21 protein-coding genes are annotated in these 22,944 nt (G+C 69.0%); 13 read left to right on the forward strand and 8 right to left on the reverse strand.

Annotated elements, in window-relative coordinates; genetic code table 11:
* Nucleotides 1-146: 146 nt before the first annotated feature.
* Nucleotides 147-593, reverse strand: a complete 447-nt coding sequence (locus G4D83_RS17175; RefSeq protein WP_163865835.1) for a MogA/MoaB family molybdenum cofactor biosynthesis protein — start codon at nt 591-593, stop codon at nt 147-149.
* 467 nt (nt 594-1,060) lie between these two features.
* Nucleotides 1,061-1,378 carry a Rieske (2Fe-2S) protein gene (locus tag G4D83_RS17180; protein WP_163865836.1) on the reverse strand — a complete coding sequence of 106 codons (318 nt, stop codon included), beginning with the start codon at nt 1,376-1,378 and terminating at the stop codon, nt 1,061-1,063.
* Between the two features lie 78 nt (nt 1,379-1,456).
* On the opposite strand from G4D83_RS17180, the gene polX reads away from it, so the two are divergent.
* The 5 genes from polX to G4D83_RS17205 all read left to right on the forward strand — a co-directional run bounded on the left by polX (nt 1,457) and on the right by G4D83_RS17205 (nt 7,635).
* A complete protein-coding gene (gene polX, locus G4D83_RS17185) occupies nt 1,457-3,199 on the forward strand; it encodes a DNA polymerase/3'-5' exonuclease PolX (protein WP_163865837.1) in 1,743 nt (580 codons plus the stop codon).
* A gap of 19 nt (nt 3,200-3,218) precedes the next feature.
* Complete coding sequence (locus G4D83_RS17190; protein WP_163865838.1) at nt 3,219-3,842, forward strand: MXAN_2756 family trypsin-like serine endoprotease; 624 nt, start codon at nt 3,219-3,221, stop codon at nt 3,840-3,842.
* On the forward strand, nt 3,839-4,564 hold the full coding sequence (mrtX, locus tag G4D83_RS17195; RefSeq protein ID WP_163865839.1) for a myxosortase MrtX: 726 nt from the start codon (nt 3,839-3,841) through the stop codon (nt 4,562-4,564). The genes G4D83_RS17190 and mrtX overlap by 4 nt, the downstream gene beginning before the upstream one ends.
* 18 nt (nt 4,565-4,582) lie before the next feature.
* Entirely contained in the window at nt 4,583-5,221 is a 639-nt protein-coding gene (locus G4D83_RS17200; RefSeq protein WP_205522651.1) for an RDD family protein, read from the forward strand.
* A gap of 308 nt (nt 5,222-5,529) precedes the next feature.
* Entirely contained in the window at nt 5,530-7,635 is a 2,106-nt protein-coding gene (locus G4D83_RS17205; RefSeq protein WP_163865840.1) for a M4 family metallopeptidase, read from the forward strand.
* On the opposite strand, the gene G4D83_RS17210 is transcribed toward G4D83_RS17205, so the two are convergent.
* The 6 genes from G4D83_RS17210 to G4D83_RS17235 form a co-directional block, all read right to left on the reverse strand.
* Nucleotides 7,632-9,044, reverse strand: a complete 1,413-nt coding sequence (locus G4D83_RS17210) for a S28 family serine protease (RefSeq protein WP_163865841.1) — start codon at nt 9,042-9,044, stop codon at nt 7,632-7,634. The two genes, G4D83_RS17205 and G4D83_RS17210, sit on opposite strands and share 4 nt — an antisense overlap.
* Nucleotides 9,045-9,171: 127 nt before the next feature.
* The gene (locus tag G4D83_RS17215) at nt 9,172-9,519 is read right to left on the reverse strand and encodes a DUF1330 domain-containing protein (protein WP_163865842.1); all 348 of its coding nucleotides are present in this window, start codon (nt 9,517-9,519) and stop codon (nt 9,172-9,174) included.
* Nucleotides 9,520-9,538: 19 nt separating this feature from the next.
* Complete coding sequence (locus G4D83_RS17220; RefSeq protein WP_163865843.1) at nt 9,539-11,233, reverse strand: GYF domain-containing protein; 1,695 nt, start codon at nt 11,231-11,233, stop codon at nt 9,539-9,541.
* A 231-nt stretch (nt 11,234-11,464) separates the two neighbouring features.
* On the reverse strand, nt 11,465-12,880 hold the full coding sequence (locus G4D83_RS17225) for an NAD(P)(+) transhydrogenase (Re/Si-specific) subunit beta (RefSeq protein WP_163865844.1): 1,416 nt from the start codon (nt 12,878-12,880) through the stop codon (nt 11,465-11,467).
* Nucleotides 12,877-13,170, reverse strand: a complete 294-nt coding sequence (locus tag G4D83_RS17230) for an NAD(P) transhydrogenase subunit alpha part 2 (protein WP_141646315.1) — start codon at nt 13,168-13,170, stop codon at nt 12,877-12,879. The genes G4D83_RS17225 and G4D83_RS17230 overlap by 4 nt, the downstream gene beginning before the upstream one ends.
* 1 nt (nt 13,171) lies before the next feature.
* On the reverse strand, nt 13,172-14,338 hold the full coding sequence (locus tag G4D83_RS17235; RefSeq protein ID WP_240356373.1) for a Re/Si-specific NAD(P)(+) transhydrogenase subunit alpha: 1,167 nt from the start codon (nt 14,336-14,338) through the stop codon (nt 13,172-13,174).
* Nucleotides 14,339-14,621: 283 nt separating this feature from the next.
* Between G4D83_RS17235 and G4D83_RS17240 the strand changes: the two genes are divergently transcribed.
* From G4D83_RS17240 to tssK, 8 genes are all read left to right on the forward strand, one after another.
* Nucleotides 14,622-16,343, forward strand: a complete 1,722-nt coding sequence (locus tag G4D83_RS17240; RefSeq protein ID WP_163865845.1) for an AMP-binding protein — start codon at nt 14,622-14,624, stop codon at nt 16,341-16,343.
* Between the two features lie 182 nt (nt 16,344-16,525).
* Nucleotides 16,526-16,912, forward strand: coding sequence for a DUF4280 domain-containing protein (locus G4D83_RS17245; RefSeq protein ID WP_163865846.1), 387 nt, complete (start codon nt 16,526-16,528; stop codon nt 16,910-16,912).
* Entirely contained in the window at nt 16,905-17,927 is a 1,023-nt protein-coding gene (locus tag G4D83_RS17250) for a type VI secretion system protein IglI family protein (RefSeq protein WP_163865847.1), read from the forward strand. Before G4D83_RS17245 ends, G4D83_RS17250 begins: the two co-directional genes overlap by 8 nt.
* A gap of 4 nt (nt 17,928-17,931) precedes the next feature.
* Nucleotides 17,932-18,834: a type VI secretion system baseplate subunit TssG gene (locus G4D83_RS17255; protein WP_163865848.1), complete on the forward strand. Its 903-nt coding sequence runs from the start codon at nt 17,932-17,934 to the stop codon at nt 18,832-18,834.
* Between the two features lie 65 nt (nt 18,835-18,899).
* Nucleotides 18,900-19,511, forward strand: coding sequence for a type VI secretion system contractile sheath small subunit (gene tssB / locus G4D83_RS17260; RefSeq protein ID WP_163865849.1), 612 nt, complete (start codon nt 18,900-18,902; stop codon nt 19,509-19,511).
* Between the two features lie 40 nt (nt 19,512-19,551).
* On the forward strand, nt 19,552-21,042 hold the full coding sequence (tssC, locus tag G4D83_RS17265; RefSeq protein ID WP_163865850.1) for a type VI secretion system contractile sheath large subunit: 1,491 nt from the start codon (nt 19,552-19,554) through the stop codon (nt 21,040-21,042).
* A 46-nt stretch (nt 21,043-21,088) separates the two neighbouring features.
* Nucleotides 21,089-21,667, forward strand: a complete 579-nt coding sequence (locus G4D83_RS17270) for a hypothetical protein (protein WP_163865851.1) — start codon at nt 21,089-21,091, stop codon at nt 21,665-21,667.
* 25 nt (nt 21,668-21,692) lie between these two features.
* The gene (gene tssK, locus G4D83_RS17275) at nt 21,693-22,943 is read left to right on the forward strand and encodes a type VI secretion system baseplate subunit TssK (protein ID WP_163865852.1); all 1,251 of its coding nucleotides are present in this window, start codon (nt 21,693-21,695) and stop codon (nt 22,941-22,943) included.
* The last annotated feature ends 1 nt before the right edge of the window (nt 22,944 follow it).

Consider the following 22,944-nt stretch of genomic DNA (forward strand, 5'->3'; position numbering starts at 1 on the left):
GTGGGGGACGACCTGCAAACCTATTCGCGACAGAGCAGCGAATGTTGACTACTCTGCGTAAACGTTGCCTGCGGGTCAATCCTCAAACCAGCCCCAATACAGAAAAGCCGTATCAACGGCCAAACGGCTGAATTCCCGGATGTTGATTATCGAGTGAGTTCCCGCACCGCGTGCCCGAGTTCCGGGAGGATGAGCGCGTCCAGCGCCAGTCGCACGGCCTGCGGGGAACCCGGGAGCGCGAAAATTATCATTCCTTGATACGTGCCTGCGGTCGCCCGGGACATCATCGCGGGGCTGCCAATCTGGCGGAATGACAGCATGCGGAACAGCTCTCCGAAGCCGGGCAGTTCCTTCTCAAACAAAGCTCGCAGCGTCTCCACGGTGGTATCGCGCCGGCCGATGCCGGTGCCTCCCGTGAAGAGGATGGCTCGAGCGCCCGCGGCCCGGGCCTCCGCCACCGCGGCGCGGATGGCCTCCGGGTCGTCCTTCACGACGAGGTAGCCGGCGATGCCGTGGCCCGCGGCCTCCAGTCCCTCGCGGAGGACCTTGCCGCTCGCATCACGCGTGGCGTCACGACTGTCCGAGCACGTCACGACGAAGGCACTGACGTGAACGGGCGCGCGCGACTTGTGCTCCTGAGGAACGTTCCCCTCGGTGGCCCCATGTGAGTGGCCGTGAGAATGCGAGGGTGATGGGCCAGGCCCGTGGGCATGGTCATGGCCCCCGTGCGCGTGCGTGTGGCCGTGCGAGTGGCCTCCGTGCTCGTGCTCGTGGCCGTCGTGCTCGTGGCCGTGGTCATGGCCCCCGTGCTCGTGCGTGTGGCCGTGCTCGTGCGTGTGGGGGTGCTCGTGCGCATGGGTGTGCGCGTGCGCGTGGGTATGCCCGTCCTCGTGCTCATGAGGATGGCTGTGCCCGTGCTCGTGCTTGTGTGCATGAGTGCGCACTTCGCCTTGGCCGTGGTCATGCTCGTGGCCGTGGTCGTGCCCGTGGCCGTCGCCATGACGGGGGTCATGGTCGTGTCCGTCGTGTGCCATGTCAGGACTCCGTTGCGCCTGGCGCTTCAGGAATTGTCGGGGAGGTCGACGACGAGGGCGCCATCCTGCACCTCGACCGTCACTGTCGGCTGGTCGTCACAGACCCCAGGGGAGGTCTCGTTGCGGCCCGTGTCCATGTCGAAGCCGACCTCATGACACGGGCAGACGACGAGGTTGTCCTCGATGCGACCTCCGGACAGCAGGCAGCCCGCGTGGTTGCACCAATCATCAAGGCCCTTGTATCGGCCGTGAATCTTCGCGATGCAGACGTTGCGCTTGCCCACTTCGTAGCCGCGCATTTCCTTTTCGGCGAAGTCCGCCGGTCCGAGCTTGATCTTCGTCATCGCCGTCCTTTTCCCACAACGAGGAGCGGCCTGCATCCCCGTTCCCCGGGCATTACCTTCCTCCGCGTGACTCCAGCCGTGACCGCTCCCATCGTCGACAAAGCCACCGTTGCCCAGGTCCTCCGGGACATCTCCCTGCTGCTCCAGCTCCAGGGCGAGAATGGCTTCCGCTCCCGCGCCTACGACATGGGGGCCGACCGCATCCTGGGCCTCACCCAGGACCTGGGCGCCATCGTCTCGGAAGGACGCCTGGAGAGCCTCCCGGGCATCGGCCCCGCGCTCGCCGAGAAGATCACCGAGCTGGTGACCACCGGACGGATGACCTACTTCGAGGACCTGCGCGCGAAGTTCCCCCCGGGCCTGCTGGAGCTGATGAAGCTGCCGGACATCGGCCCCCGCAAGGTGGCCGCGCTCTGGAAGGAGCTGGGCATCGGCTCCGTCGAGGAGCTGGAAGCCGCCTGCCGCGAGGGCCGCGTGCGCGAGCTCAAGGGCTTCGGGGCGAAGAGCGAGGCGAAGATACTGGAGGGCATCGCCCTGTTCCGGCGCGCTCGCGGCGAGCGCAAGCTCCTGGGGGACGTGCTCCCCCTCGCCGAGGCCCTGCTGGAGCGCGTGCGCGCCTCGCCCGGCGTGGTGCGCGCCAGCCTGGGGGGCAGCGTGCGCCGCCGCGCGGAGACGGTGTCGGACGTGGACATCATCGCCTCGGCCCCCGACGCGGGGCCCGTGCTGGACGCGCTGGCCACCTCCCCCGGCGTGGCCACCGTGCTGGGCAAGGGCGACAGCAAGTGCTCCGTGCGCATGGAGGCCGGAGACCTCCAGGTGGACCTGCGCGTGCTGCCGGACGAGGACTTCGCCACCGCCCTCCACCACTTCACCGGCTCCAAGGCCCACCACATCCGCCTGCGCAACCTGGGCCACGAGCGGGGCATGAAGATCTCCGAGTGGGGCGTGCACCGCGACGACGGCACCAAGCTCCCGGTGAAGGACGAGGCGGCGCTCTACGCGCTGCTCGACATGCAGTTCGTGCCGCCGGAGCTGCGCGAGGACAACGGCGAGGTGGAGGCCGCCCGCGCCGGCACGCTGCCCACGGACCTCGTCACCATGGAGGACGTCCAGGGCGCCGTCCATGCGCACACCACCTGGTCCGACGGACGCAACTCCCTGGAGGAGATGGCGCGCGCCGCGAAGGCGATGGGGCTGAAGTACCTCACCATCACCGAGCACAGCGAAGCGGCCATCTACGCGGGCGGGCTCAAGGTGGACGCGCTCAAGCGCCAGTGGGAGGAGATCGACCGCGTCAACGAGGCGGTGCCCGGCATGCGGCTGCTCAAGGGCATCGAGGTGGACATCCTGGAGTCCGGCGCGCTCGACTATGACGACCAGGTGCTGGAGCAGTTGGAGGTCGTCATCGCCTCCATCCACGTGCGGCACAGCATGGACGAGGAGCAGATGACGCGCCGGGTGCTCACCGCGCTGGACAATCCGCACCTGCACATCCTCGGACACCCCACCGGCCGCCTCCTCCAGAGCCGCGAGCCCTACCCGCTCCGGATGGAGGACGTCCTGGAGCACGCCGCGAAGCGCGGGGTGGCGGTGGAGATCAACGGCAAGCCCGCACGGCTGGACATCAAGGCCGAGTACGTCCGGAAGGCCACGCAGCTCGGCGTGAAGCTGGTGGTGAGCTGCGACGCGCATCGCCAGGAGGACCTGGGCAACCTGTCCTATGCCGTGGCCACCGCCCGGCGCGGCTGGGCGCGAAAGCAGGACGTGCTGAACACCCTGCCGGCGGAACGCTTCCTCGCCGCGCTGCGCGCCGGGCGGTGATAGGGTTCGGCGCGCGCCGATGTCCCGCCTGTCACCGCTCGCCCTCGCACTGTGCCTCGTCACCCTGCCCGCCTCCTCCGCGGACCCGGGCAAGCCCTCGCGCGCCGACCTCCAGCGGGTGATGGAGCAGCACAGCCGCTCGGTGGTGACGGTCAATGGCCCCCGCAGCGCCGGCCCGGGCGTCTTCGTGGGCTCCGCCGGACAGGTGCTCACCTCCATGGAGTCCGTGGGCCAGGAGTACGTGGGCCTCAACGTCGCCACCGTGGAGCACGAAGGGCAGGCCCTCCCCGCGCGCGTGCTCGTGGCCAACGTGGCGCTGAAGGTCGCCGTCGTCGCCGCGCCGGACGGCACCTACCCCGCGGTGCCCGTGCGGCTCCTCAAGGAAGGCGACAGCCTGGAGGGGCGCTGGGTGGTGGGCGTGGTGCCCGGCGCCCGGAACCGTCCCGCGAAGCCGGAGGCCGCCCAGGCCACGCGCGCGCCGGCCCCCTTCTATGACGTCCCCCTCGCCCTGCCCCCCGGCAGCCCCCTGTTCGACTCGGATGGGCGGGTGGTGGCGGTGGTGGTGCAGCGCACCCGGCGCGGCTGCAGGGTGCTCCCCCTGGGCGAGGTGAAGCTCACCCTCGCCTCCGCGAACGAACCATGACTCAAACGGTGGCGACCCCCTGGCGTCCCAACGCCGTGCAGGAAGCCATGGGCCTGTGGGCCCTGGGCTTCGCGGGCATCATCGCCGCGTTCCTCATCTTCGGCGGCACCAGCGTCCCCAAGCTCGTGGCGACGGTGGGCTTCCTCTACCTGCCGCTCATCCCCATGCGCTGGCGCGACGAGGACTACCGCGACTACGGCCTGTCCATGCGCGCCTGGCGCGAGGACGTGCGCCTGTTCCTCGTGCTCTCCGCCGTGGTGGGCCCGCTCTTCTTCCTGGCGTTCGCCGGCTTCGCGGAGCTGCTGCCACACCTGCCGGAGACGCTCACGCGATACCTCACGCCACTGGGAGGCGAGGTCCACTTCCGCCTCCGGCTGCCGCCGCGCTTCGGCGAGTGGGTGGTGGACCAGCTCTTCGTCGTGGCGCTGCCCGAGGAGTTCTTCTACCGGGGCTATCTCCAGACGCGCCTGCGTGACGCCTGGCCCCAGGGCCGCAGGTTCCTGGGCGCGCGGCTGGGGCCCGCCTTCTGGGTGACGGCGGTGCTCTTCGCCCTGGGCCACCTGGCCATCTTCCAGGCGTGGCGGCTGTCCGTGTTCTTCCCCGCCCTGCTGTTCGGATGGATGCGCGAGCGCACCGGCACCGTCGTGGGCGCCGCGCTGTTCCACGCGGCCTGCAACCTCTTCATCCGAGTGCTAGAGGTGTCGTTCTTCGGCGGCCCCTGAGCCCCGCCTGGAGTCGCCATGTCTTCGTTGGACCCCGCCACGAGCGCGTCGCTCGACGCCCGCTGTGCCCTGCACCCCGACACCGTGGCCAGCGCCGCCTGCCAGCGCTGCGGCACCTTCGCGTGCCACCTCTGCCTGCAGTGGGCGCGCGACGGGCGGCGCTACTGCGGCGCCTGCGCGGTGCGAGCCCCCGCGCCCCAGGCCTCCCGGGAAGACCGCTTCCTCGCCAACCTGGTGGACTCCATCGTCGTCTTCGTCCCCTTCGTCGCGGGGCTCGTCATGTTCGCGCTCACAGCCGAGCCGACGGACGAGGAGTTCGCCTCGTTCGGCTTCGTGCTGTTCGGACTCCTCGGCTCCCTCGTGCTGTGCCTCGTGCAGCTCTACCTCTCCGGGCAGAACGGACAGAGCCTGGGCAAGCGCTGGCGCCACATCCGCGTGGTGAGGATGGACGGGAGCCATGTTTCACTCGCGCGCATCATCTTCTTGCGCAACCTGCTCCCCAGCTTCCTGAACCAGGTGCTGTGCGTGTTTGGCCTTGCCGACGCGCTCTGCATCTTCCGGGACGACCGGCGCTGCATCCACGACTACCTGGCCGACACCGAGGTCATCCAGGTCCCCGAGCACGAGCGCGCCGACACCCCGTCCTACCGGGGTTGATCCACCCCAGCTCCCCGGAAACCCGTCATTCCTCTCCCCTGAAGGGGTGGAAAAATGCCGGGATAATTCACCGATAATTCTCGTCCGCCGCGACAGGGAGTCGGCCTGGACTCCCGCCTCGGCCCGCTACAGTTCCACCCACAGAGGAATGAAACACACGTCCAGTCCCACAAAAGGGCCGGAATCACTGAAACACTGGCAAAAATTAGCGGAGAAAGCGGGGATGGCGCGTCGCAGCAGGCAGATCGGAAACTCCGTGTGACGCCCGCGCGACAATCCTCGCATCCCCCGCTGTCAATGAGCTTCGAATGACCATCCGTCGAGTCGACACCAAGCCTGTCAGCGTCCGTCCCGCAACCACCGAGACCCAGCCGAAGAACACGGCGAAGGCGGCCACCCCGCTGACCACCAAGGACGGCTTCGGCCCCTCGGTGCGTCCTACGGACCTGGCGCGTGCGGAGAAGACGCTGACCCAGGCCCCCGCGGGTCCTGGCCGCATCGCGCTGACCAGCCCCGAGGCGCAGCAGGCCGTGCAGGCCTCGCTGAACCACATCAACCCCCTGAAGGGCGCGCAGACGCTGCTGCCCCAGCCCACCACGTTCGTTCCCGCCAACGTCGAGCGCGATGCGCTCGGCATGACGCACGTCCGCCTGGACCGCGTTCACGAGGGCGTGAAGGTCTTCGGTGAGCAGATCATCTCCCACCTGAACAAGGACGGCCAGGTGACGGGCGTCACCGGCGAGCAGTCCACGGTGCCGGCCGGCCTGGGCCGCGAGCTGCCCAAGCTGAACACGCAGTCCGCCATCGACATCGCGCGCAAGGAGTTCGGCCTGAAGCCGGATAAGCAGCCGAACGCCGAGCGGGTCATCTACCAGGACAAGGCCGGCCAGTACCACTCCGCGTACCGCGTGCAGATGCAGGCGATCGAAGGCCAGGACCGCCCCCAGAAGATGAACTACCTGGTGGATGCGAACACCGGGAAGATCTTCGAGTCCTTCAACGAGATTGGCGGGTTCTACGGCTCGAACCGCGCGGCCCCCAAGGGCGCGGCGGCGCCGGAGCCCATCACCGCGACGTCCACCACGAAGGCGGAGATCGTCGACCAGGGCACCGTCACGTCGAAGATCGCCTTCGACAAGGACGCGACCATCGACAAGCTGAAGCTGGACCTGGACATCGCCCACACGTTCAAGGGCGACCTGAAGGTCACGCTGACCAGCCCCTCCGGCACGAGCGCCGTGGTGCACGACCGCAAGGGCGGCAGCACGGACGACATCAAGGGCTCGTTCGACCTGAGCGCGTTCGCCGGTGAGAGCGCCAAGGGCGAGTGGACGCTGACCGTCGAGGACAAGGCCCGGCTGGACAAGGGCACCCTGAACGGGTGGAGCGTGAGCGTCACCCCGACGGAGACCAAGCCCCCCGTCGAGGAGCCCACGAACAAGACGGTGGACGACACCTCGCTGTACAGCGGCAAGGTGGCGCTGGAGACCACGAAGGGCGCGGACGGCAAGTACACGCTCGAGGACAGCACGCGCGGCAAGGGCGTGAACACCTACGACGCGATGAACAAGACGACGGCGTCGGGCAAGACGCAGCTCACCGACGACAACAACGTCTGGGGCGAGGCCTCCGACGGTCCGCGCACCAAGGCGGCCGTGGACGCGCACTACGGCGCCGAGATGACCTACGACTTCTACAAGGACATCCTGGGTCGCGACTCCATCGACGGCGCGGGTGAGGCGCTCAACTCCTTCGTCCACGTGCGCACCAACTACGTCAACGCGTTCTGGGACGGCACGAAGATGAGCTACGGCGACGGCGACGGCAAGACGTCCGGCCCGCTCACCGCGCTGGACATCGCCGGCCACGAAATCACCCACGGCCTGACGGAGCGCACCGCCGGCCTCATCTACCGCAACGAGTCCGGTGGTCTGAACGAGGCGTTCAGCGACATCATGGGCGCGGGCGTGGAGTGGTACGCGTCCACGAAGAACCCGGACGTGAAGTTCAACTGGACGGTGGGCGAGACGGCCTGGACGCCGACGAACGGCGACAGCGAGGACGGCCTCCGCTACATGAACGACCCGAAGAAGGACGGGTACTCCATCGACAACTACAAGGACTACCCGAAGCAGACGGAAGTCCACGGCTCCAGCGGCATCGCCAACAACGCCTTCTACCTGCTGGCGAACGGCGGAACGAACAGCACGTCCAAGCTCGAGGTGAAGGACGGCATCGGCATGGACAAGGGCCTGAAGATCTACTACCGCGCCCTGGCCCACTACATGACGCCGAACACCACGTTCGCCCAGGCCCGCGCAGCGACCATCACCGCGGCCACGGACCTGTACGGCGCGGACTCCGCCGAGGTGGCGAAGGTCAAGGAGAGCTGGACCGCCGTCGGCGTGAACTAGCGCTGATGGCTGTGCCGAGGGCGGGGACCGAACTCCTCGCCCTCCGGCTCCAGCCGCCACGACTGTGATTGCAGTCCCGAGGCCCGGGAACTCACGCCAACCCACTGGCGCAAGAGCTCCCGGGCCTCGTTGCGTTCGGCCTCCGGCAGCTGGGATATCCGCGCGCCGTGATTGCCGCCCGCCACCGTGTAGCTCACGGCCTCGCGAGCATTGCCCAGCTCGAACGCCGCCGCGGTCCACGGGTCATGGCCGCCGTAGATGAACATCAGCCGCTCGCCTTCCGTGGCGACCCAGCGCTGGATGTCCGGCATCGCCTCCGGACGGAAGACGGTGCTCACCCCGCTCGGGACGTATTGCGCCGGCACGTCGGTGCCCGGGTACTGGAGCAGGTCCGCCAGGTGGCTCTCGAAGGGACGGGGGAAGCCCAGCTCCACCGCGGCCTGGTAGTGATACGGGCCGTAGTCCTCCACGTCCGAGTCGGAGAAGAAGTCGAGCCCCACGCGCCCGTCCAGCTCATCCATGAGCGCGGCGTCGCTGACGGAAGGCGCGGGCACGGTGCCGCAGCGGGAGAGGCCCTCGTACTGCCAGAAGTAGAAGTAGTGCTCGATGACGGCGTGCTCGAAGGCGCGCTCCCGGCCCAGGTGTTCGAAGGTGAGGCCGCGCTGGAGGGCCCTCGCATCCATCAGGGGCAGCAGGGCCTCGCGCCGCGACAGGGCCTCGCGCTGGAAGGCCTTCAGCCGCTCCCGGCAGGACGCCTCGCCCACGGCCTCCTGGAAGGTGATGAACCGCTCATCGTCGAAGCGGGCGAGCGGCGCCACGTAGGCCACCGTCGCGTCCACGTCCTGGGGATGGAAGCGGCGGAAGAACACCATCGTCTCGCCGCCCTTGCTCGCACCGGTGGAGAGCCAGCGGGTGGGGTACAGCGGCTTGAAGGCCTCGACGATGCGGTGGAAGTCGTCCGCGGACTGCCGGATGGTGAGCTGGCTCCAGTCGGTGGGCACGGGACGGCTCGGGCCGAAGTAGCGGTGCTCCACGGAGAGCTGGTTGGCGTCGAGCAGTTGGGTGGGCTCTCGCCGCGAGGGCTCCGTGGAGACGAAGTAGCCGCCCGAGTAGAGCACCATGGGACTCGCGTGCGAGACGTGCAGCAGCGTCAGTCGCTGGCGGAAGCGCTGGCCGTCCGGCCGCGCATGGTCCACCGGCTGCTCGAAGTCCATGACGAAGAAGCGATGGCCCGGCAGCTCCGTGCCCGCCGGCTCCTCGCGCACCGTGAGGCCCGGAATGGCGGCCAGTCGCACGAGGACGTCCTCCTCCGTCGGCGGGGAGTCCCCGTCGTCACAGGCCGTCAGGAGACACAACAGCAGCACGCAGGCGAACCGCCCGCGACGCGAGAGGGGCTCGGCGAAAGACATGGCGCTCCCGTTCCGGCCGGGCACCACCGCCCGCGGCATGCGAGCACGGGAGCCCGGCGCGTGGCGGCGAGGCTACTCCGATTCGCGCGACACCTCGGTGCGAGCCCGGCGGGCGCTCGAGGCGCGCTCAGGGCGCCACGGACTCGACGGTGGTGACCACCGTGGCGACCGGGCGCCGGTCATCCTGTGGCACCCCGTCCATCAACAACATCATCGTGTGAGCGCTCACGTGACGCAGCGCCTTGGCGGCGGCGTACTCGGGAGAGGACCACCACGCGCGAGCCTGCTCGACGGAGGGGAACTCCAGCAGGACGAAGCGCGGCGGCTGCCACGAGCCCTCCAGCGCTTCGGTCGCCCCACCCCGGACCAGATAGCGCCCTCCGTAGTGGGCAATGGAGGGCGGCGCGAGTTGTTTGTAGCGCTCGTAGGTCTGCACGTCATGCACCGAGACTTCGACGACGACGTAGGCAGGCATGAGCGCTCCTGACGTGGACTCAGAACACGAACGGGAAGCGCACGGGCCCCCCCTGCTCCTGGTGCTTGGGGAAGACCCAGGCGCCGACCTTGGCCTCGATGCAGCGCGCGAACGGCGTGCCGCGCAACGAGCCCGTCTCGGTCACGACTTCGGACACCTCTCCGCTCGGGAGGATGGACCAGCGCACCACCACGCGAGTCCCCAGGTCCACCGGACGCGGCTTCACATCGGCGCACGCGGTGACCGCACCCTTGTTGGCGAGCACCACCTCGAACACATCCGACTGCGCCAGCGACACGCGCGGATTCTGGATGGGTGCCACGGGCGGGATGTAGACGGACGGCGCCTCGTCCCGCGAACGCGAGCCCGCAGCGGGCCCCGACAGCTCCCGCGCGAAGTCCTCGTCGAGCCCCAGGTCGTCATCCGAGCCAGCCGGCGCGGGAACGGCGCGAGCGGGCTCCACGGCGGGCACGGGCGGCGGCGCCACGGGCCGCGCTCCGGAAGCGAGCTTGACCTCCGGCACGCGGGGCACCACTGCGCCGACACCCGGCGCGGCATCGACGTCCCGGTCCTGGCTGGACGAAGACGCGCTCGCCCTCACGGACGTCGCGAGCCCTCCGCCCGCCACGGCCAGCACCGGTACCGCTCCACCCCTCCCCACCGCGGCGACACCCGCGAGCGAAGGACGGGCCTGGGCGACCACCGGTGGCGTCGGCAGGAGTGGAGCCGCCGTCACCGTCACGGGAGCGACGGCGCCACCCAGCGGCGCGGAAGTCGCCGCCACGGCCTCGGCGGACACGGGCGCGGCGACCACGGCTTCGACAGGAGGCGTGTTCACGGCGGCCACGACGGGCGCGGCCACCACTTCCGTCGGCGCGGGCTTGAAGAGCTCCGCGACATTCATCCGGGCGAGCAGCGCCGAGGCGCCATCCCAGCGGCCGAACAAACCCATGACGAGCGCGACCGTCACGCCACCCGCGACACCGCCGGCGAGCGTGAACCACCAGCCACCCACGCGAGTGCGGGCCTCCACCTGCTCCGAGACTCCGGTGACGTCCGAGAGCACCGCGTGCTTTCCCACGACGTCCGCGGGCGCACTGGACGCCGTCCGAGGTGACGCCTCGACGGCCCATGCGGGGATGCCCGAGGACTCCGCCGCGGTCGCCGTCATGGCCGCGGGCAGCTGGGGCCCCTCGGCGAAGGCGGCCGACAGCGCCTCGTCCACGGCGGCGCTGAGCTCCAACGCCAGGGGGAGCGGCGACAGCGATTGGATCAGCTCCGGAACCTGTCCCACCGGCAGCCACGCCTCGAAGCCCACGCGCCAGCACAGCGAGTCGGGCCCCAGCTCACCTCGCTCCCAGGGCGCCTTGAGGGCCTCCGCGTCAAAGGGCCCCACGGGCTTGGCGCCCAGCACGATGAACCATGCGTGCTTCTCGGTGGGGACCGGCGTCGGTGCGGGCTCCTCTTCCACCACGGACGACACGAGCGAGCGACGCACGCCCTTGTGCAGCCGCTCTCCATGCACGTCGCCGCGAGCGCGCGACGCCGCCTTCGGCACCCGTGGGTTCTTGTCCGTACGCAGCTTGCTGACGAAGACGTCCAGCTCCGCCTCGGACACGCCACCGAACACGGGGGTGCCTCCGCCTTCAGGCTCCGTCGTGCCTCCCGGAACATCCTCCGGCAGGCCCTTTCCTTCCCGTGAGTCGCCGACCATTCGCCAGCTCCTTGATTCCGCCCCGCCCCGGCTCCATGTGAATCCCTCAATGGAATGCCGATGCGCGATTTCGTCAACGGAGAGTCTCTGCGCGAAGGTGGCCAGGATCCACACTCAATGAGGATGCTGGATGGAATTCTCCATCCCCATTCCGGATGAATCGGCACACCTCCGCACATCAGCACACGGGTGCGGTGAAATGCCTTCAACCGCGCCTGGGTCAGAGTCGCTCTATTCCCTCAAGGCGGCGGTGAACTGCATCAGCGTCTTCTTCGCGTCCCCCAGCACCATCATTGTGTTGGAGCGAACGAAGAGCTCGTTCTCGATGCCGGCGAAGCCCGGGTTGAGCGAGCGCTTGAGCACCACGCACGTCTTCGCCATGTCCGCGGAGAGGATGGGCATGCCGTAGATGGGGCTGCTCTGGTTGGAGCGCGCCGCCGGATTGACGACGTCGTTGGCGCCCACCACCAGCGCGACGTCCGTGGCGGTGAAGTCGTCGTTGATGACGTCCAAATCAAACAGGTGGTCATACGGGACGTTCGCTTCGGCCAGCAGCACGTTCATGTGCCCCGGCATCCGTCCGGCCACCGGATGGATGGCGTAGCGCACGTCGCAGCCGTTGGCCTGGAGGACATTGGCCAAATCCCGCACCGCGTGCTGCGCCTGCGACACGGCCATGCCGTAGCCCGGAACGACGATGACGGAGCGGGCCGCGCGCAGCACCTCGGCGGCCTCCTCCACGCTGCCCACGTTGGGAGCGGGACCCGAAGGCGCCGCGCCCTCCGTGACGGCCTTGGCCTCCGGCGCCGCGCCGAACGCGCCGAAGAGCACGTTGGCGAACGAGCGGTTCATCGCCTTGGACATCATCATGCCCAGGAGGAAGCCGGAGAAGCCGTCCAGCGCGCCGCAGATGATGAGGACGTTGTTGCCCAGCGCGAAGCCCGTGGCCGCCGCCGCCAGGCCCGCATACGAGTTGAGCAGACAGATGACCACCGGCATGTCCGCGCCGCCGATGGGCAGCACCAGCAACACCCCGAGCAGCACGCCCAGCGCCGCGACGGAATAGAAGGCCCACGACGCGTCGGGCGAATAGACGAGCAGCCCAATCAACCCCAGCGTGCCGACAATCATCAGCATGTTGGAGAGGTTCTGCCCCGGGTACGTGACGGGCCGGCCGGTGATGAAGCCCTGGAGCTTGCCGAAGGCCATGATGCTTCCGGTGAAGGTCAACGCGCCGAGCGCGACCTCCAGGCCCGTGGCGGTGATCTGCAGCGTCGTCATGTGGGGGCCGCCGTGCTGCAGGTACTCGACGACGCCGACGAGCCCCACCGCCAGGCCACCGAAGGCATGCGAGAGCGCGATGCGCTCGGGCATCTTCGTCATGGGAATCCACAAGCCCATGCCCGTGCCCACCGCGGAGCCGATGAGCAGCGCGACGACAATCCACTCCCACCGCACGATGACCTGCGTCACGCCCACGCCGTACAGCAGCGTGCCCGCGACGGCGGCCACCATGCCGATCTCCGCGAGCAGCACGCCCCGCCGGGCCGTCTGCGCGTCGCCCAAATCCTTCAGGCCGAGCACGAAGAGGATGGAGGCGCCCAGGTACAGCAACTGGACGAACGTCTCGGTGAGGGAGAGGGTCATCGCGCGCCGCCCTTCTTCTTGAACATCCGAAGCATGCGGTCGGTGATGAGGAAGCCGCCCACGACGTTGATGGTGGCCGCCAGCACCGCCACCGCGCCGAGCATCGTGGACACTGTCCCGTAGTGCCCACCCGCCGCGAGCAGCGAGCCCACCAGGGAGATTCCAGAGATGGCGTTGGTGAAGGCCATCAGCGGCGTGTGCAAGAGGTGCGGCACCTTGGAGATGACCTGGTAGCCCGTGAAGGCCGCCAGGAAGAAGACGTAGAGGCCGAAAATGAGCGTCAGTGACATGTCAGCCCTCTCTCCTGGCCAGGTCCGCCATGGCCATGTCCGCGACGGCCGGGTGCACCACATCCCCGCCCCGGGTGATGAGCATCCCCTTCACGATTTCATCCGCGACATCCAGCTTGAGCACGCCGTCCTTGTCGGTGACGTGCGCGAGCAGCTTCTCCATGTTGCGGGAGTACATGGCGCTGGCGTGCACCGACACTTGACTGGGCAGGTTGCGCTCGCCGATGACGGTGACCCCCGTCTCCGTGCGGTAGCGCTCCCCCGCGCGCGTCAGCTCGCAGTTGCCGCCCTGCTCCGCCGCGATGTCCACCACCACCGAGCCGCTCTTCATCCGCCGCACCATCTCCGCGGGCAGGAGCACCGGCGCGCGTCGCCCCGGCACCAGCGCCGTGGTGATGACGACGTCCGACTTCGCCACGTGCGTCGCCAGCACCTCCGCCTGCTTGCGCCTGGCCTCCTCGCCCAGCTCCTTCGCGTAGCCGCCGGAGCCCGCCGCGTCCGCGATGTCGATGTTGACGAAGCGCGCGCCCAGGCTCTCCACCTGTTCCTTCACCACCTTGCGCACGTCGTACGCCTCCACCACCGCGCCCAGCCGCCGCGCCGTGGCGATGGCCTGCAGGCCCGCCACGCCCGCGCCCAGCACCAGCACCTTCGCGGGAGGAATGGTGCCAGCCGCCGTCATCAACATCGGGAACAGTCGGGGCAGCGCCTCCGCCGCCAGCAACACCGCGCGATAGCCGGCAATCGTCGCCTGCGAGCTGAGCACATCCATCATCTGCGCCAGCGTCGTGCGCGGAATCATGTCCGTGGCCAGGAGCGTCACCCGCCGCTTCGCCAGCTCTCGCGCCAGCGCCGGATTCGCCAGCGGATACGCCAGGCTCACCAGCACCGAGTCCGCCTTGAGCCGACCCAGCTCCGCCTCGTCCGGCGGCTGAATCTTGAGCAGCAGGTCGGCGGCGGCGTAGAGGGCCTCGACGCTCGACTCGACGCGGGCACCCGCTGCCCGCAGCTCGTCGTCGGAACACTCCGCGCCCTGGCCCGCACCGCTTTCGACCACCACTTCGTGCTTCTTGCCGACGAGGCGTTTCACGCTCTCCGCCACGAGCGCGATCCGCCTTTCGCCCGGCACCGTTTCACGGGGAATGGCGATGATCATGCGGGGCAGCATAGGCCCATCCCCTTCACTCAATTCAATCCCAGCCAACGAAAGCCTTTGCAATCCGTGTCAAGCACACCCGCGTCATGAGTGTTGACCGTGCAAGGGATTGGCGTCGACGTAGTGGTTATCCCCGAGCCTCGAGCCCGGGGTTTTTGAGCCTTGAGCCCGGAGCCCCGACATCGTCCCACCCGGCTGGCCCACGAGCGTCCGGGCTCCTACCGGCCCGACTCTTGCTGTCGGAGGCGGACGCACCCGTCCCCCCGTCGGATAGACTCAGCGGGAGAAAGCCACCATGCCCTTCGACCTCCGGGAAATCCTCCGCCCCACCGACGCCACCTCCGACGGAGGGCTCCCCACCTGGCTGCGGGAGAGCTGGAGTGACTCCGAGGGCTTCATCGCCGCGCTCGCCACCCACCACGCGGGACGCGGCGGCCCCGCGCCGAAGAGCCGCCTGGGCCAGCACCACGACTTCTTCCATGATCTGGTCGTCCGCCACGCCGACTCCACCGCGCCCGCCTTCCGCGCCTGGGACGCCACGCGAGGCTGGCAGGCCCTGGGCTACCGCGAGCTGGCCGACCGTGCGTCACGCCGCGCCACGGAGTGGGCCGCCCAGGGCGTCAAGCCGGGCGCGAAGGTCGCTCTCGTCCATCCGCTGGGGCAGGAGCTGCTCGTCTCGCTCATGGCCTCGCTGAAGCTGGGCGCGTGCATCAGCGTCCTGCCGCCCACCGGGCCCCTCTTCCTGTCGCGCAGGCTCTCCAAGCTGGAGCCCCAGCACATCTCCGCGGAGGCCCACCAGGCGCCGCTCATCAAGGGCTTCGAGCCGCTCCTGCTGCGCTCCCGGGGAGACGCGGCGCCGTCGTTCGCCTCCCACACGTACCGCCCCGCCGACACGGTGGCCCTGCTCTTCTCGCCGCGCGTCGACCCGCCGGATTCTCCCGTGCCCCTCAGCGCCGAGCGCGCGTGGACCGGCGCGCTGTGCGACGGACTGCTCGCCTACGGCCTGGCCTCGGGCGACGTGCTCGCCGCGCCCGGCCTCCACTTCCTCCAGCACCAGCCCGCGCTCCTCTTCGCGTCGCTGCTGCGGGGCGCCACCTTCGTCCACCTGGAGCCCGCGGACCTGGAGCGCGCCCCCGGCCTGCTCCTCGAGCATCCTCCACGAGCGCTCGGCGTCTCTCCCGCCCTCCGTGAAGTGCTGACGCGCGTCCGCGGCGGGTCGCTCAAGAGCGTGGGGCACTGGTTCCGCTCCGTCGATGCCCTCCATGACTGGGAGGCCTGGCGGGAGTGGGTGCGGCAGTCGGAGCTGACCAAGGTGCCCCACTCCCTGGTGCTCATCGACGCCTCGGAGGGCGGCGTGGTGCTCGCGTCGCCCCGCCGCGTCGGCGAGCTGAACGCGGCCATCGCCCCCGCGCCGGGACGCGCCTGGACGCTGAAGGACCTCAACCTGAGCGGGCAGGAGGCCGCGGGCGACGTGGGCGTCTTCACGCAACTGCCGGACAAGGACCGGCCCCCCGGCCACATCATCCTCACGCGCCAGCGCGAGCAATTCCTGTATGCGGGAACGCGCGACGTGCGCCGCGACGGCCGCATCTACCCCGCGGCCGAAGTCGTCGACGCGCTCGCCGACCTGCCCTTCTGCCAGGGAGCCTGCATCAGCACCGCCGCGTCGGGCGGCAGCGCGCAGCACACACCTCACGTCCTGCTCGTCTTCACCGGAGCCGAGGACGCGGAGCGCTTCACCCAGGAAGCGGGCAACCGTCGCCTGGAGATACGCCGCCGGCTGGAACTGCGCCTGGGCGCCGAGCACCTCCCGGACCGAATCGAACTGTTCCCGCTCCTTCCCCACCGGACGAAGGACGGACAGGTCAATGAGGCCTGGTGCCGCTCCCAGTACCTCACCGGCGCGCTTCACCAGAAGTCCTCGGATCCGGTGTTCCAGGCGCTTACCGCGCTGAGAGGCCGCGCCCGCGAGAGCGTCCGGGGCCCCGGCGACGACGAGCGCTCGGGCTCGCGTTAGCCCGCGTACGCGGCGGACGCGCCCGCGTTCCCTGGCGACGCGTCCTGGCCGACCCGGCCCCCCTCCCTCGACCCGCTCCAGGGGGAAGCGGGTGGAATTGAACGCTGGCACGCGCCACGCAATGGCCGGGTCCAGCGTCAGACGTTCCATCCCGGAACCCACGACGCCCACGAGGTGCTCGCATGGGAGCCCAGGTCGTCATGGGAGCGATGCTGCAGTGCAGTTTCGGCGTCGCCCCCTCGTCGCTGGTCGTGCTGCCCACCAACAAGGTGATGGGCCCGACGCCCGCGGCGAACGTCCTCGACAACAAGCCCCTGGTGAACATCCCCCCCTTCGGGATGTGCCAGTCGCTCTCCAACCCCATGGTGGCCGCGGCCACGGCGGCGGCGCTCGGTGTCCTCACCCCCATGCCCTGCATCCCCGCCACCGCGGCGCCCTGGGTGCCCGGCTGCCCCAAGCTGATGCTCGGCAACGCGCCCGCGCTGGAGAGCAACTCCAAGCTGATGTGCTCGTACGGCGGCGTCATCCAGATCGTCTCCCCCGGACAGATGAAGGTCATCGATGGCTGACGCGGCCCTCAACCTGCCGCCCTTCGACGGCACCTTCCTGGAGAAGCCCCTCGAGGGCGAGCCTCCCCTCCCGGCGACAGCCGAAGAGCCCGACACCCGCGTGGAGGCCGTCACGGAGGCCGTCGCCAGCGGCGACTACGCCACCGCGGCTCGCGGCGCGGAGGTCCTGCTGCGCGAGGGCCAGCGCGACACGCGGCTCGTCGGCGCCTACCTCTTCGGTGCCTTCCAGGAGCAGGGCCTGCTCGCGATGCCGGGCCTCTTCCGCTCCATCCTCCTGGTCCTCACCACCAGCCGCGCCGCGTTCGGCCCGGAGGCCAAGCGCGACATCTTCCTGGAGAGCGGGCTGCGTTGGTTGCTCCGCTCGATGAACAAGCACCTGGCGCACAACGAGAAGAAGCAGGACGCCACGTGGCGGCGCTGGTGCGAGGCCGACAACCGCGCGCCCATCGAAGAAGCCCTGCTGCTCTCCGAGCCCATCCTCACCGCGCTGCCCTCCCTGCCCAAGAACGGCTGCGAGGAGCCCATGCGCAACCTCGGCCTCTGGCTGAGGCGTCACCTGGATGTCCTTCCCCCGCCCGCGCCGCCCGCGCTCGCGCTCGCGCCCGAGCCGGTGGCGGAGACCGCGCCCGCTCGCGACAACGCGCCCGCGCACAAGCCCGCGCCCCGCGCCGAGCCGGCCGCGCCCGTGGGGCCCGTCGTGCCCGTCTCCCCGCCGCTCGCGCTGCTGCTGCGCAAGCTGGAGGCCTTCGACGCGCTGCTCGCGCAAGGAGAGATGACCAAGGCGGGCGTGATTGCCGCGGACGTGCTGGCCACGGTGGAGCGGTTCGACCCGCGCGTGTACCTGCCCTCGCTCTTCACCCGCTTCTACGCCGGCCTGAGCGGACACGCGCGCGGCCTGGAGCCATTCCTGCAAGAGGCTGACTCGCTGCCCATGCGCGCGCTGGAGCAGCTCTACCGGGTGGACCTGGACGCGTTCCTCGGCCAGCCCCCGCTGAACTCCGGAGAGGAGGACTGACGCCATGCACGACCTCACGCCCACCTCCTCCACCCCGGCCCTCGGAGCGCCCTCCATCGAAGCGCGCATCGCCGAGCGCGCCCACGAGTTCGACATCCCCGCGCTGCTGGAGCTGCTCTCCAAGGAGGGCTACGGCCCGGATGACCTGGAGCTGCGCAGCCACCGGGGCACCGTCCACGCCCCCCAGCTCGTCCACTCCGTCGAGTTCGCCCGCGACCCGCGCCGCGCCATCATCACCGTCAACCTGGGACTGCTCAGCGTCCAGTCGCCCCTGCCCTCCTTCTTCCTCAAGGCGATGGAGTCGCTGGACCACGACACGATGGAGAGCTTCCTGGGCTACTTCGACCACCTGCTCCTGCGCGCCCGCTTCGCCGGCCTCTTCCCGGAGCGCGACGGCTCGCTGTTGCCGGGCTGGGAGGGCTCCGCCGCGCACCGCCTGCGCCTCTTGCGCCCCGCCTGCCCCTCCACGCTGCACTGGCTGTTCTCCCACGCGTACCCGGAGGCGGAGGTCCGCGTGCGTCGCGCCACCCGCCGCCAGCGCATCGACACGCGCGGAATCCAACTGGGCGGCGCGGCCCTGGGCGACGGCACCTCCATGGGCGGCTTCGCCACCGTGCCCACCGGCGGCCTGGAGGCCTGGCTGCACATGAGCGAGTCCTTCAGTGGCACCGGCACTGCATGGGCCATTGAAGCGCGACGCCGGCTGCGCTCGCGCGTGTTGCCCCACCTCATCGATACACCGGTGTTCCTCACCGTGGTGCTGGTCATCAGGGACCAGCACGGCCACGCCCGCGTCGAGGACTCCAGTCACCTGGGCTACGAGCCCATCATCGGCGGACCCGAGCAGTCGCGGCAGGTGGTCCTGTTCTCCGGTGACACCACGCCGACCTCACCGCCTCCGCAGTGACGCAGGACCCCGGCGCGTCCCGCCGGGTCGCAGAAAGGCCTTCCACCCGAGGGAGTAACGTAGCCATGTCAATCCAGGAACAACTGCCCAAGTCGCGCATCACGCTCACGTACCGGACCACCATCAATGGCGAGCAGGAGGCGGTCGACCTGCCGCTGCGCATGCTGATGCTGGGAGACTTCTCGCTCGGCTCCTCCGAGGACCGGAAGGTGGACCTCGACGCGCGCAAGCTGCGCTCGGTCAACGGCCGCAACCTGAACGAGCTGATGGCGGACATGAAGATGTCCGTGAACTTCCAGGTGCCCAACCGCATCAACCCGGACGTGGAAGCCGACCTCAACGTCGAGCTGCCCATCACCAAGATGAAGTCGTTCCACCCGGACGAAATCGTCAACCACGTCCCCAAGCTCAAGGCGCTGCGGCTGCTCAAGAAGCTGCTGCTGGAGATGCAGTCCAGCATCGACAACCAGAAGGCGCTGCGCAACATGGTCTACGAGCTGTTCTCCAACAAGGAGGCCCTCAAGGCCGTCCTCGCGGAGCTCAAGGACTACGAGTCGCTGAAGCTGCCCAAGGCGATTCCCGCGAACGCCTCGCCCGCGACTCCGGGCGCCGCGGCGACCACCGCTCCCGCCACCGCGCCGGCCACCGTCCCCGCGAACGCGACCGTGACCTCATAAGCCCGCTTTCGTCCACACCATTTCCACAAAGGTAACCGTCATGGCTGAAACCTCTATTCTGCCCGGGTTGTTCAAGAGCGTGCGGCTGGAGCGTCCCGTGGACGCCAAGCCGATGATCTCCGAGAAGTTCGTCCCCGCCCTCGATGAGAAGGAAGTCACCATCGAGGCGCGCTTCATGTCCTCGCTCGCCGCGCTCGTTCAGAACGTGCCGCCGGCGACGACGGACTCGGGCGACGCGCTGCGCTTCGACAAGGGCCAGGTGCTGGCCGTCGTCGACCGCATCGACGCGATGATCAACGACCAGATGAACGAAATCCTCCACCACGAGCGCTTCCAGAAGATGGAGTCGGCGTGGCGGGGCCTGGAGGACCTGGTCTCCAACACCAACTTCAAGGCGAACATCGCCATCGACCTGCTGGACGCCGCGCAGGACGAGCTGGCCCAGGACTTCGAGAACAACTCCGCGGACGTGTTCGCCGGGTCGCTGTTCAACAAGGTCTACATCCAGGAGTACGACCAGTACGGCGGCCAGCCCTTCGGCGCCATGATTGGCCTGTACGACTTCTCCTCCACGCCGGGCGACATCAAGTGGCTGACGCAGATGGGCAAGGTGGCCAACGCGTCGCACTGCCCCTTCATCGCCGCCGTCAGCCCCAAGTTCTTCGGCTGCGACAAGGTCGAGGAGATGGAGGCCATCAAGGACCTGGAGGGCGCGCTCGCCCACCCGCGCTACGGCAAGTGGAACGAGCTGCGCAACAGCGAGGAGGCCGCGTACCTGGGCCTGACGTTCCCGCGCTACGTGCTGCGCCTGCCCTGGCATCCGGACAAGAACCCGTGCGACGACCTCCACTTCACGGAGGATTCGCAGGGTGACTCCAACAAGTACCTCTGGGGCAACTCGTCCATCCTCTTCGCCCGCAACATGGTGAAGGCGTTCGAGAACTCCGGCTGGTGCCAGTCCATCCGCGGCCCCAAGGGCGGCGGTCTGCTCACCGGCCTGCCGGTGGACACGTTCTTCCTGCGCGGCCAGGAGGAGCTCAAGGCGCCCGTGGAGATCGCCATCCCGGACTTCCGCGAGTACGAGTTCGCCCGGTGCGGCTTCATGCCGCTCGTGTACAAGAAGGGCTCCAGCGAGGCGACGTTCTTCAGCACCCAGTCCGCGAAGGTCGCCAAGCGCTTCAAGGACCCGAAGGACTCCGAGAACTCGCAGCTCGTCACCAACCTGGCCTACACGTTCTCCATCACCCGCCTGGCGCACTACGTGAAGTGCATCATGCGCGACAACATCGGCAGCACCGCCGATGCGCCCTACATCCAGCGTCAGCTCGACGCGTGGCTGGCGGGCTACGTCACGACGGTGGCCAGCCCGGATGACCTCACGGTCCGCCGGTTCCCGTTCAAGGCCACCAGCGTGGTGGTGGAGCAGCGCACTGGGGAAATCGGCTGGTACGACTGCAAGGTCGCCGTCCTGCCGCACATCCAGTTCGAAGGCCTCAACGTGGAGCTGATGCTCGAGTCCCGGCTCGGCTAGTTCCGCTTCGCTGTACTCAAACCCCCAACCATCTCAGGAGTGAGTCATGCCTTCATTCGCACGTGACCTGGACGTCTACCAGGGCTTCAACTTCAAGAAGGACAAGCAGACCCCCGTGGGCTTCATCACCTCCATCACCGTGGGCGGCATCGCCCTGGCGGCGGACCAGGAGACCATCTATGACCCGGAGCAGCCGGACAAGGTCCTGGCCTCCAAGTGCGTGGGCGTGCTGAGCAGCTACCTGTGGGAGACGGGCGCCACCGACGCGCTGTACCTCTCCGCGCAGATCTCCACGACGAACAAGCAGTCCATCGCCTCGATGCTCCTGGGGACTTTCTCCAACATCGAAGTGGTGATGAAGTACGTCATCTACGAGTACGACCCCATCGCGAAGAAGTACTTCAAGTCCAACTTCGTGGACGCGGACCTCAACGGCCTCCTGGAGAAGAACGGGGACCGGCTGAACATCGCGGTGGCTGACAACGAGTCGCGCGAGGTGCAGTCTCCCAAGAACTTCACGTTCCAGATTGGCGTGAAGCCCAAGACGATTGAGCAGTCCATCAACGTCGCGGCGGCGTCCTCGAAGAACATCGTCAAGAAGTGGGGCGTCACGGAGACGGCGTAGGCCCCCGCCGCCACACGAGCACAACATGCCCCCCTTCAAGCTCGCACGGGTCCGGTGGCACGTCGGCCAGACGCTGCTTCCGGAGCATTTCGAGGCCCAGGATGAGTCGCTGGAGGCACAGGTCCGCCTCCATGCCTCGCTGTCTGGCACGCCGGGTTACGGCGTGGCGGCCATGGCCTGGAGCGAGCCGTTGCTGGCCGGTGGAAGCCTGTCCGTCTCGACGATGACGGCGGTGACCCCGGCTGGCTTCGTGGTGGACGTGCCCGGCAACGCGGTCCTGCCGCCCTTCTCGCTGGAGGGCACGGGCCGCGCGGAGGCCACCGTCTACCTGCACGTCATGGGGGACACGACGAACGCGCAGAGCGTGAGGCTGTACGCGGAGGACCCGCCGGTGGTGGAGCGGGTGATGCGTCGGCTTCGCCTCTCCGCGGAGCCGGTCCTGGACGGAGCGAAGGACACGCTCCCCCTGGCCGTCTTCCGAAGGGACACCGAGGGCGTGTGGCGGCTGGCGGAGGACCTGGTTCCTCCGCTGCTGCTGGTCGGCCCCCACCCGTTCCTCGGGGCCCTCTTGGAGCGGCTGGAGGCGCTCCTGGAGCAGTCGCGGCTGCAGCTCATCGCCCGGCTCTCCGACAGCTACCTGCGCACGGACCGGCTCAGCAATGCCCGGCGCGCGCTGTGCGAGGTGCAGCGGCTGCAAGCCCTGTTGGAGGACATGCACCGCCATGTCTCCCCGCACCCGTATGTCTTCTTCGATTCGCTGCGCCGCCTGTACTTCGAGGCGTGCTGCTATCTTGAGCTGATGCCCGACAAGTCGCTGCCCACCTACCAGCACGAGGCCCCGGGCAAGGGGTTCGGCCGCTGGGTGGAGCTGCTCACGCGCGCGCTCCAGCCGGAGGCCACCCGCGCCACGCACCGCGCCTTCGATGCGCGCGATGGCCAGTTCATCTTCACCCCGCTGCCGCCCGAGGTCCGGGAGAGCGGCGAATTGTACCTGCTCGTCCAGCGCCGCCTGGCCGGCGAGCCGCTGCCGATGGACGGCGTGAAGCTGGCGGGGCCCTCGCGCCTGGCCACGGTGCGCCGCATGGCCCTCAAGGGCATCACCTTCGAGTACGTGGCCCACCCGTCCTTCCCGCACGCGCTGGGCCCGGAGATTGACTGGTACAAGCTGGCCCAGGGCGAGGAGTGGCAGTTCGCGCTGCGCGAGGACGGCCTGGCCTTCTACGCCACCCCGGCGCTCCAGGGCGCCCAGGTGTCCCTCTTCTGGCGCAGGTCCTGAC

The sequence above is a fragment of the Myxococcus eversor genome (genome assembly GCF_010894455.1).
GTDB classification, from domain to species: domain Bacteria; phylum Myxococcota; class Myxococcia; order Myxococcales; family Myxococcaceae; genus Myxococcus; species Myxococcus eversor.

What these genes read in the sequence shown, in the direction of transcription:
- G4D83_RS17205 (WP_163865840.1), top strand. Translation starts at nt 5,530, where the DNA reads ATGACCATCCGTCGAGTCGACACCAAGCCTGTCAGCGTCCGTCCCGCA.
- G4D83_RS17220 (WP_163865843.1), bottom strand. Translation starts at nt 11,233, where the DNA reads ATGGTCGGCGACTCACGGGAAGGAAAGGGCCTGCCGGAGGATGTTCCG.
- G4D83_RS17190 (WP_163865838.1), top strand. Translation starts at nt 3,219, where the DNA reads ATGTCCCGCCTGTCACCGCTCGCCCTCGCACTGTGCCTCGTCACCCTG.
- tssB (WP_163865849.1), top strand. Translation starts at nt 18,900, where the DNA reads ATGTCAATCCAGGAACAACTGCCCAAGTCGCGCATCACGCTCACGTAC.
- G4D83_RS17240 (WP_163865845.1), top strand. Translation starts at nt 14,622, where the DNA reads ATGCCCTTCGACCTCCGGGAAATCCTCCGCCCCACCGACGCCACCTCC.
- tssC (WP_163865850.1), top strand. Translation starts at nt 19,552, where the DNA reads ATGGCTGAAACCTCTATTCTGCCCGGGTTGTTCAAGAGCGTGCGGCTG.
- G4D83_RS17230 (WP_141646315.1), bottom strand. Translation starts at nt 13,170, where the DNA reads ATGTCACTGACGCTCATTTTCGGCCTCTACGTCTTCTTCCTGGCGGCC.
- G4D83_RS17255 (WP_163865848.1), top strand. Translation starts at nt 17,932, where the DNA reads ATGCACGACCTCACGCCCACCTCCTCCACCCCGGCCCTCGGAGCGCCC.
- mrtX (WP_163865839.1), top strand. Translation starts at nt 3,839, where the DNA reads ATGACTCAAACGGTGGCGACCCCCTGGCGTCCCAACGCCGTGCAGGAA.
- tssK (WP_163865852.1), top strand. Translation starts at nt 21,693, where the DNA reads ATGCCCCCCTTCAAGCTCGCACGGGTCCGGTGGCACGTCGGCCAGACG.
- G4D83_RS17270 (WP_163865851.1), top strand. Translation starts at nt 21,089, where the DNA reads ATGCCTTCATTCGCACGTGACCTGGACGTCTACCAGGGCTTCAACTTC.
- G4D83_RS17245 (WP_163865846.1), top strand. Translation starts at nt 16,526, where the DNA reads ATGGGAGCCCAGGTCGTCATGGGAGCGATGCTGCAGTGCAGTTTCGGC.
- G4D83_RS17215 (WP_163865842.1), bottom strand. Translation starts at nt 9,519, where the DNA reads ATGCCTGCCTACGTCGTCGTCGAAGTCTCGGTGCATGACGTGCAGACC.
- G4D83_RS17180 (WP_163865836.1), bottom strand. Translation starts at nt 1,378, where the DNA reads ATGACGAAGATCAAGCTCGGACCGGCGGACTTCGCCGAAAAGGAAATG.
- G4D83_RS17250 (WP_163865847.1), top strand. Translation starts at nt 16,905, where the DNA reads ATGGCTGACGCGGCCCTCAACCTGCCGCCCTTCGACGGCACCTTCCTG.
- G4D83_RS17200 (WP_205522651.1), top strand. Translation starts at nt 4,583, where the DNA reads ATGTCTTCGTTGGACCCCGCCACGAGCGCGTCGCTCGACGCCCGCTGT.
- G4D83_RS17225 (WP_163865844.1), bottom strand. Translation starts at nt 12,880, where the DNA reads ATGACCCTCTCCCTCACCGAGACGTTCGTCCAGTTGCTGTACCTGGGC.
- G4D83_RS17210 (WP_163865841.1), bottom strand. Translation starts at nt 9,044, where the DNA reads ATGTCTTTCGCCGAGCCCCTCTCGCGTCGCGGGCGGTTCGCCTGCGTG.
- G4D83_RS17235 (WP_240356373.1), bottom strand. Translation starts at nt 14,338, where the DNA reads ATGCTGCCCCGCATGATCATCGCCATTCCCCGTGAAACGGTGCCGGGC.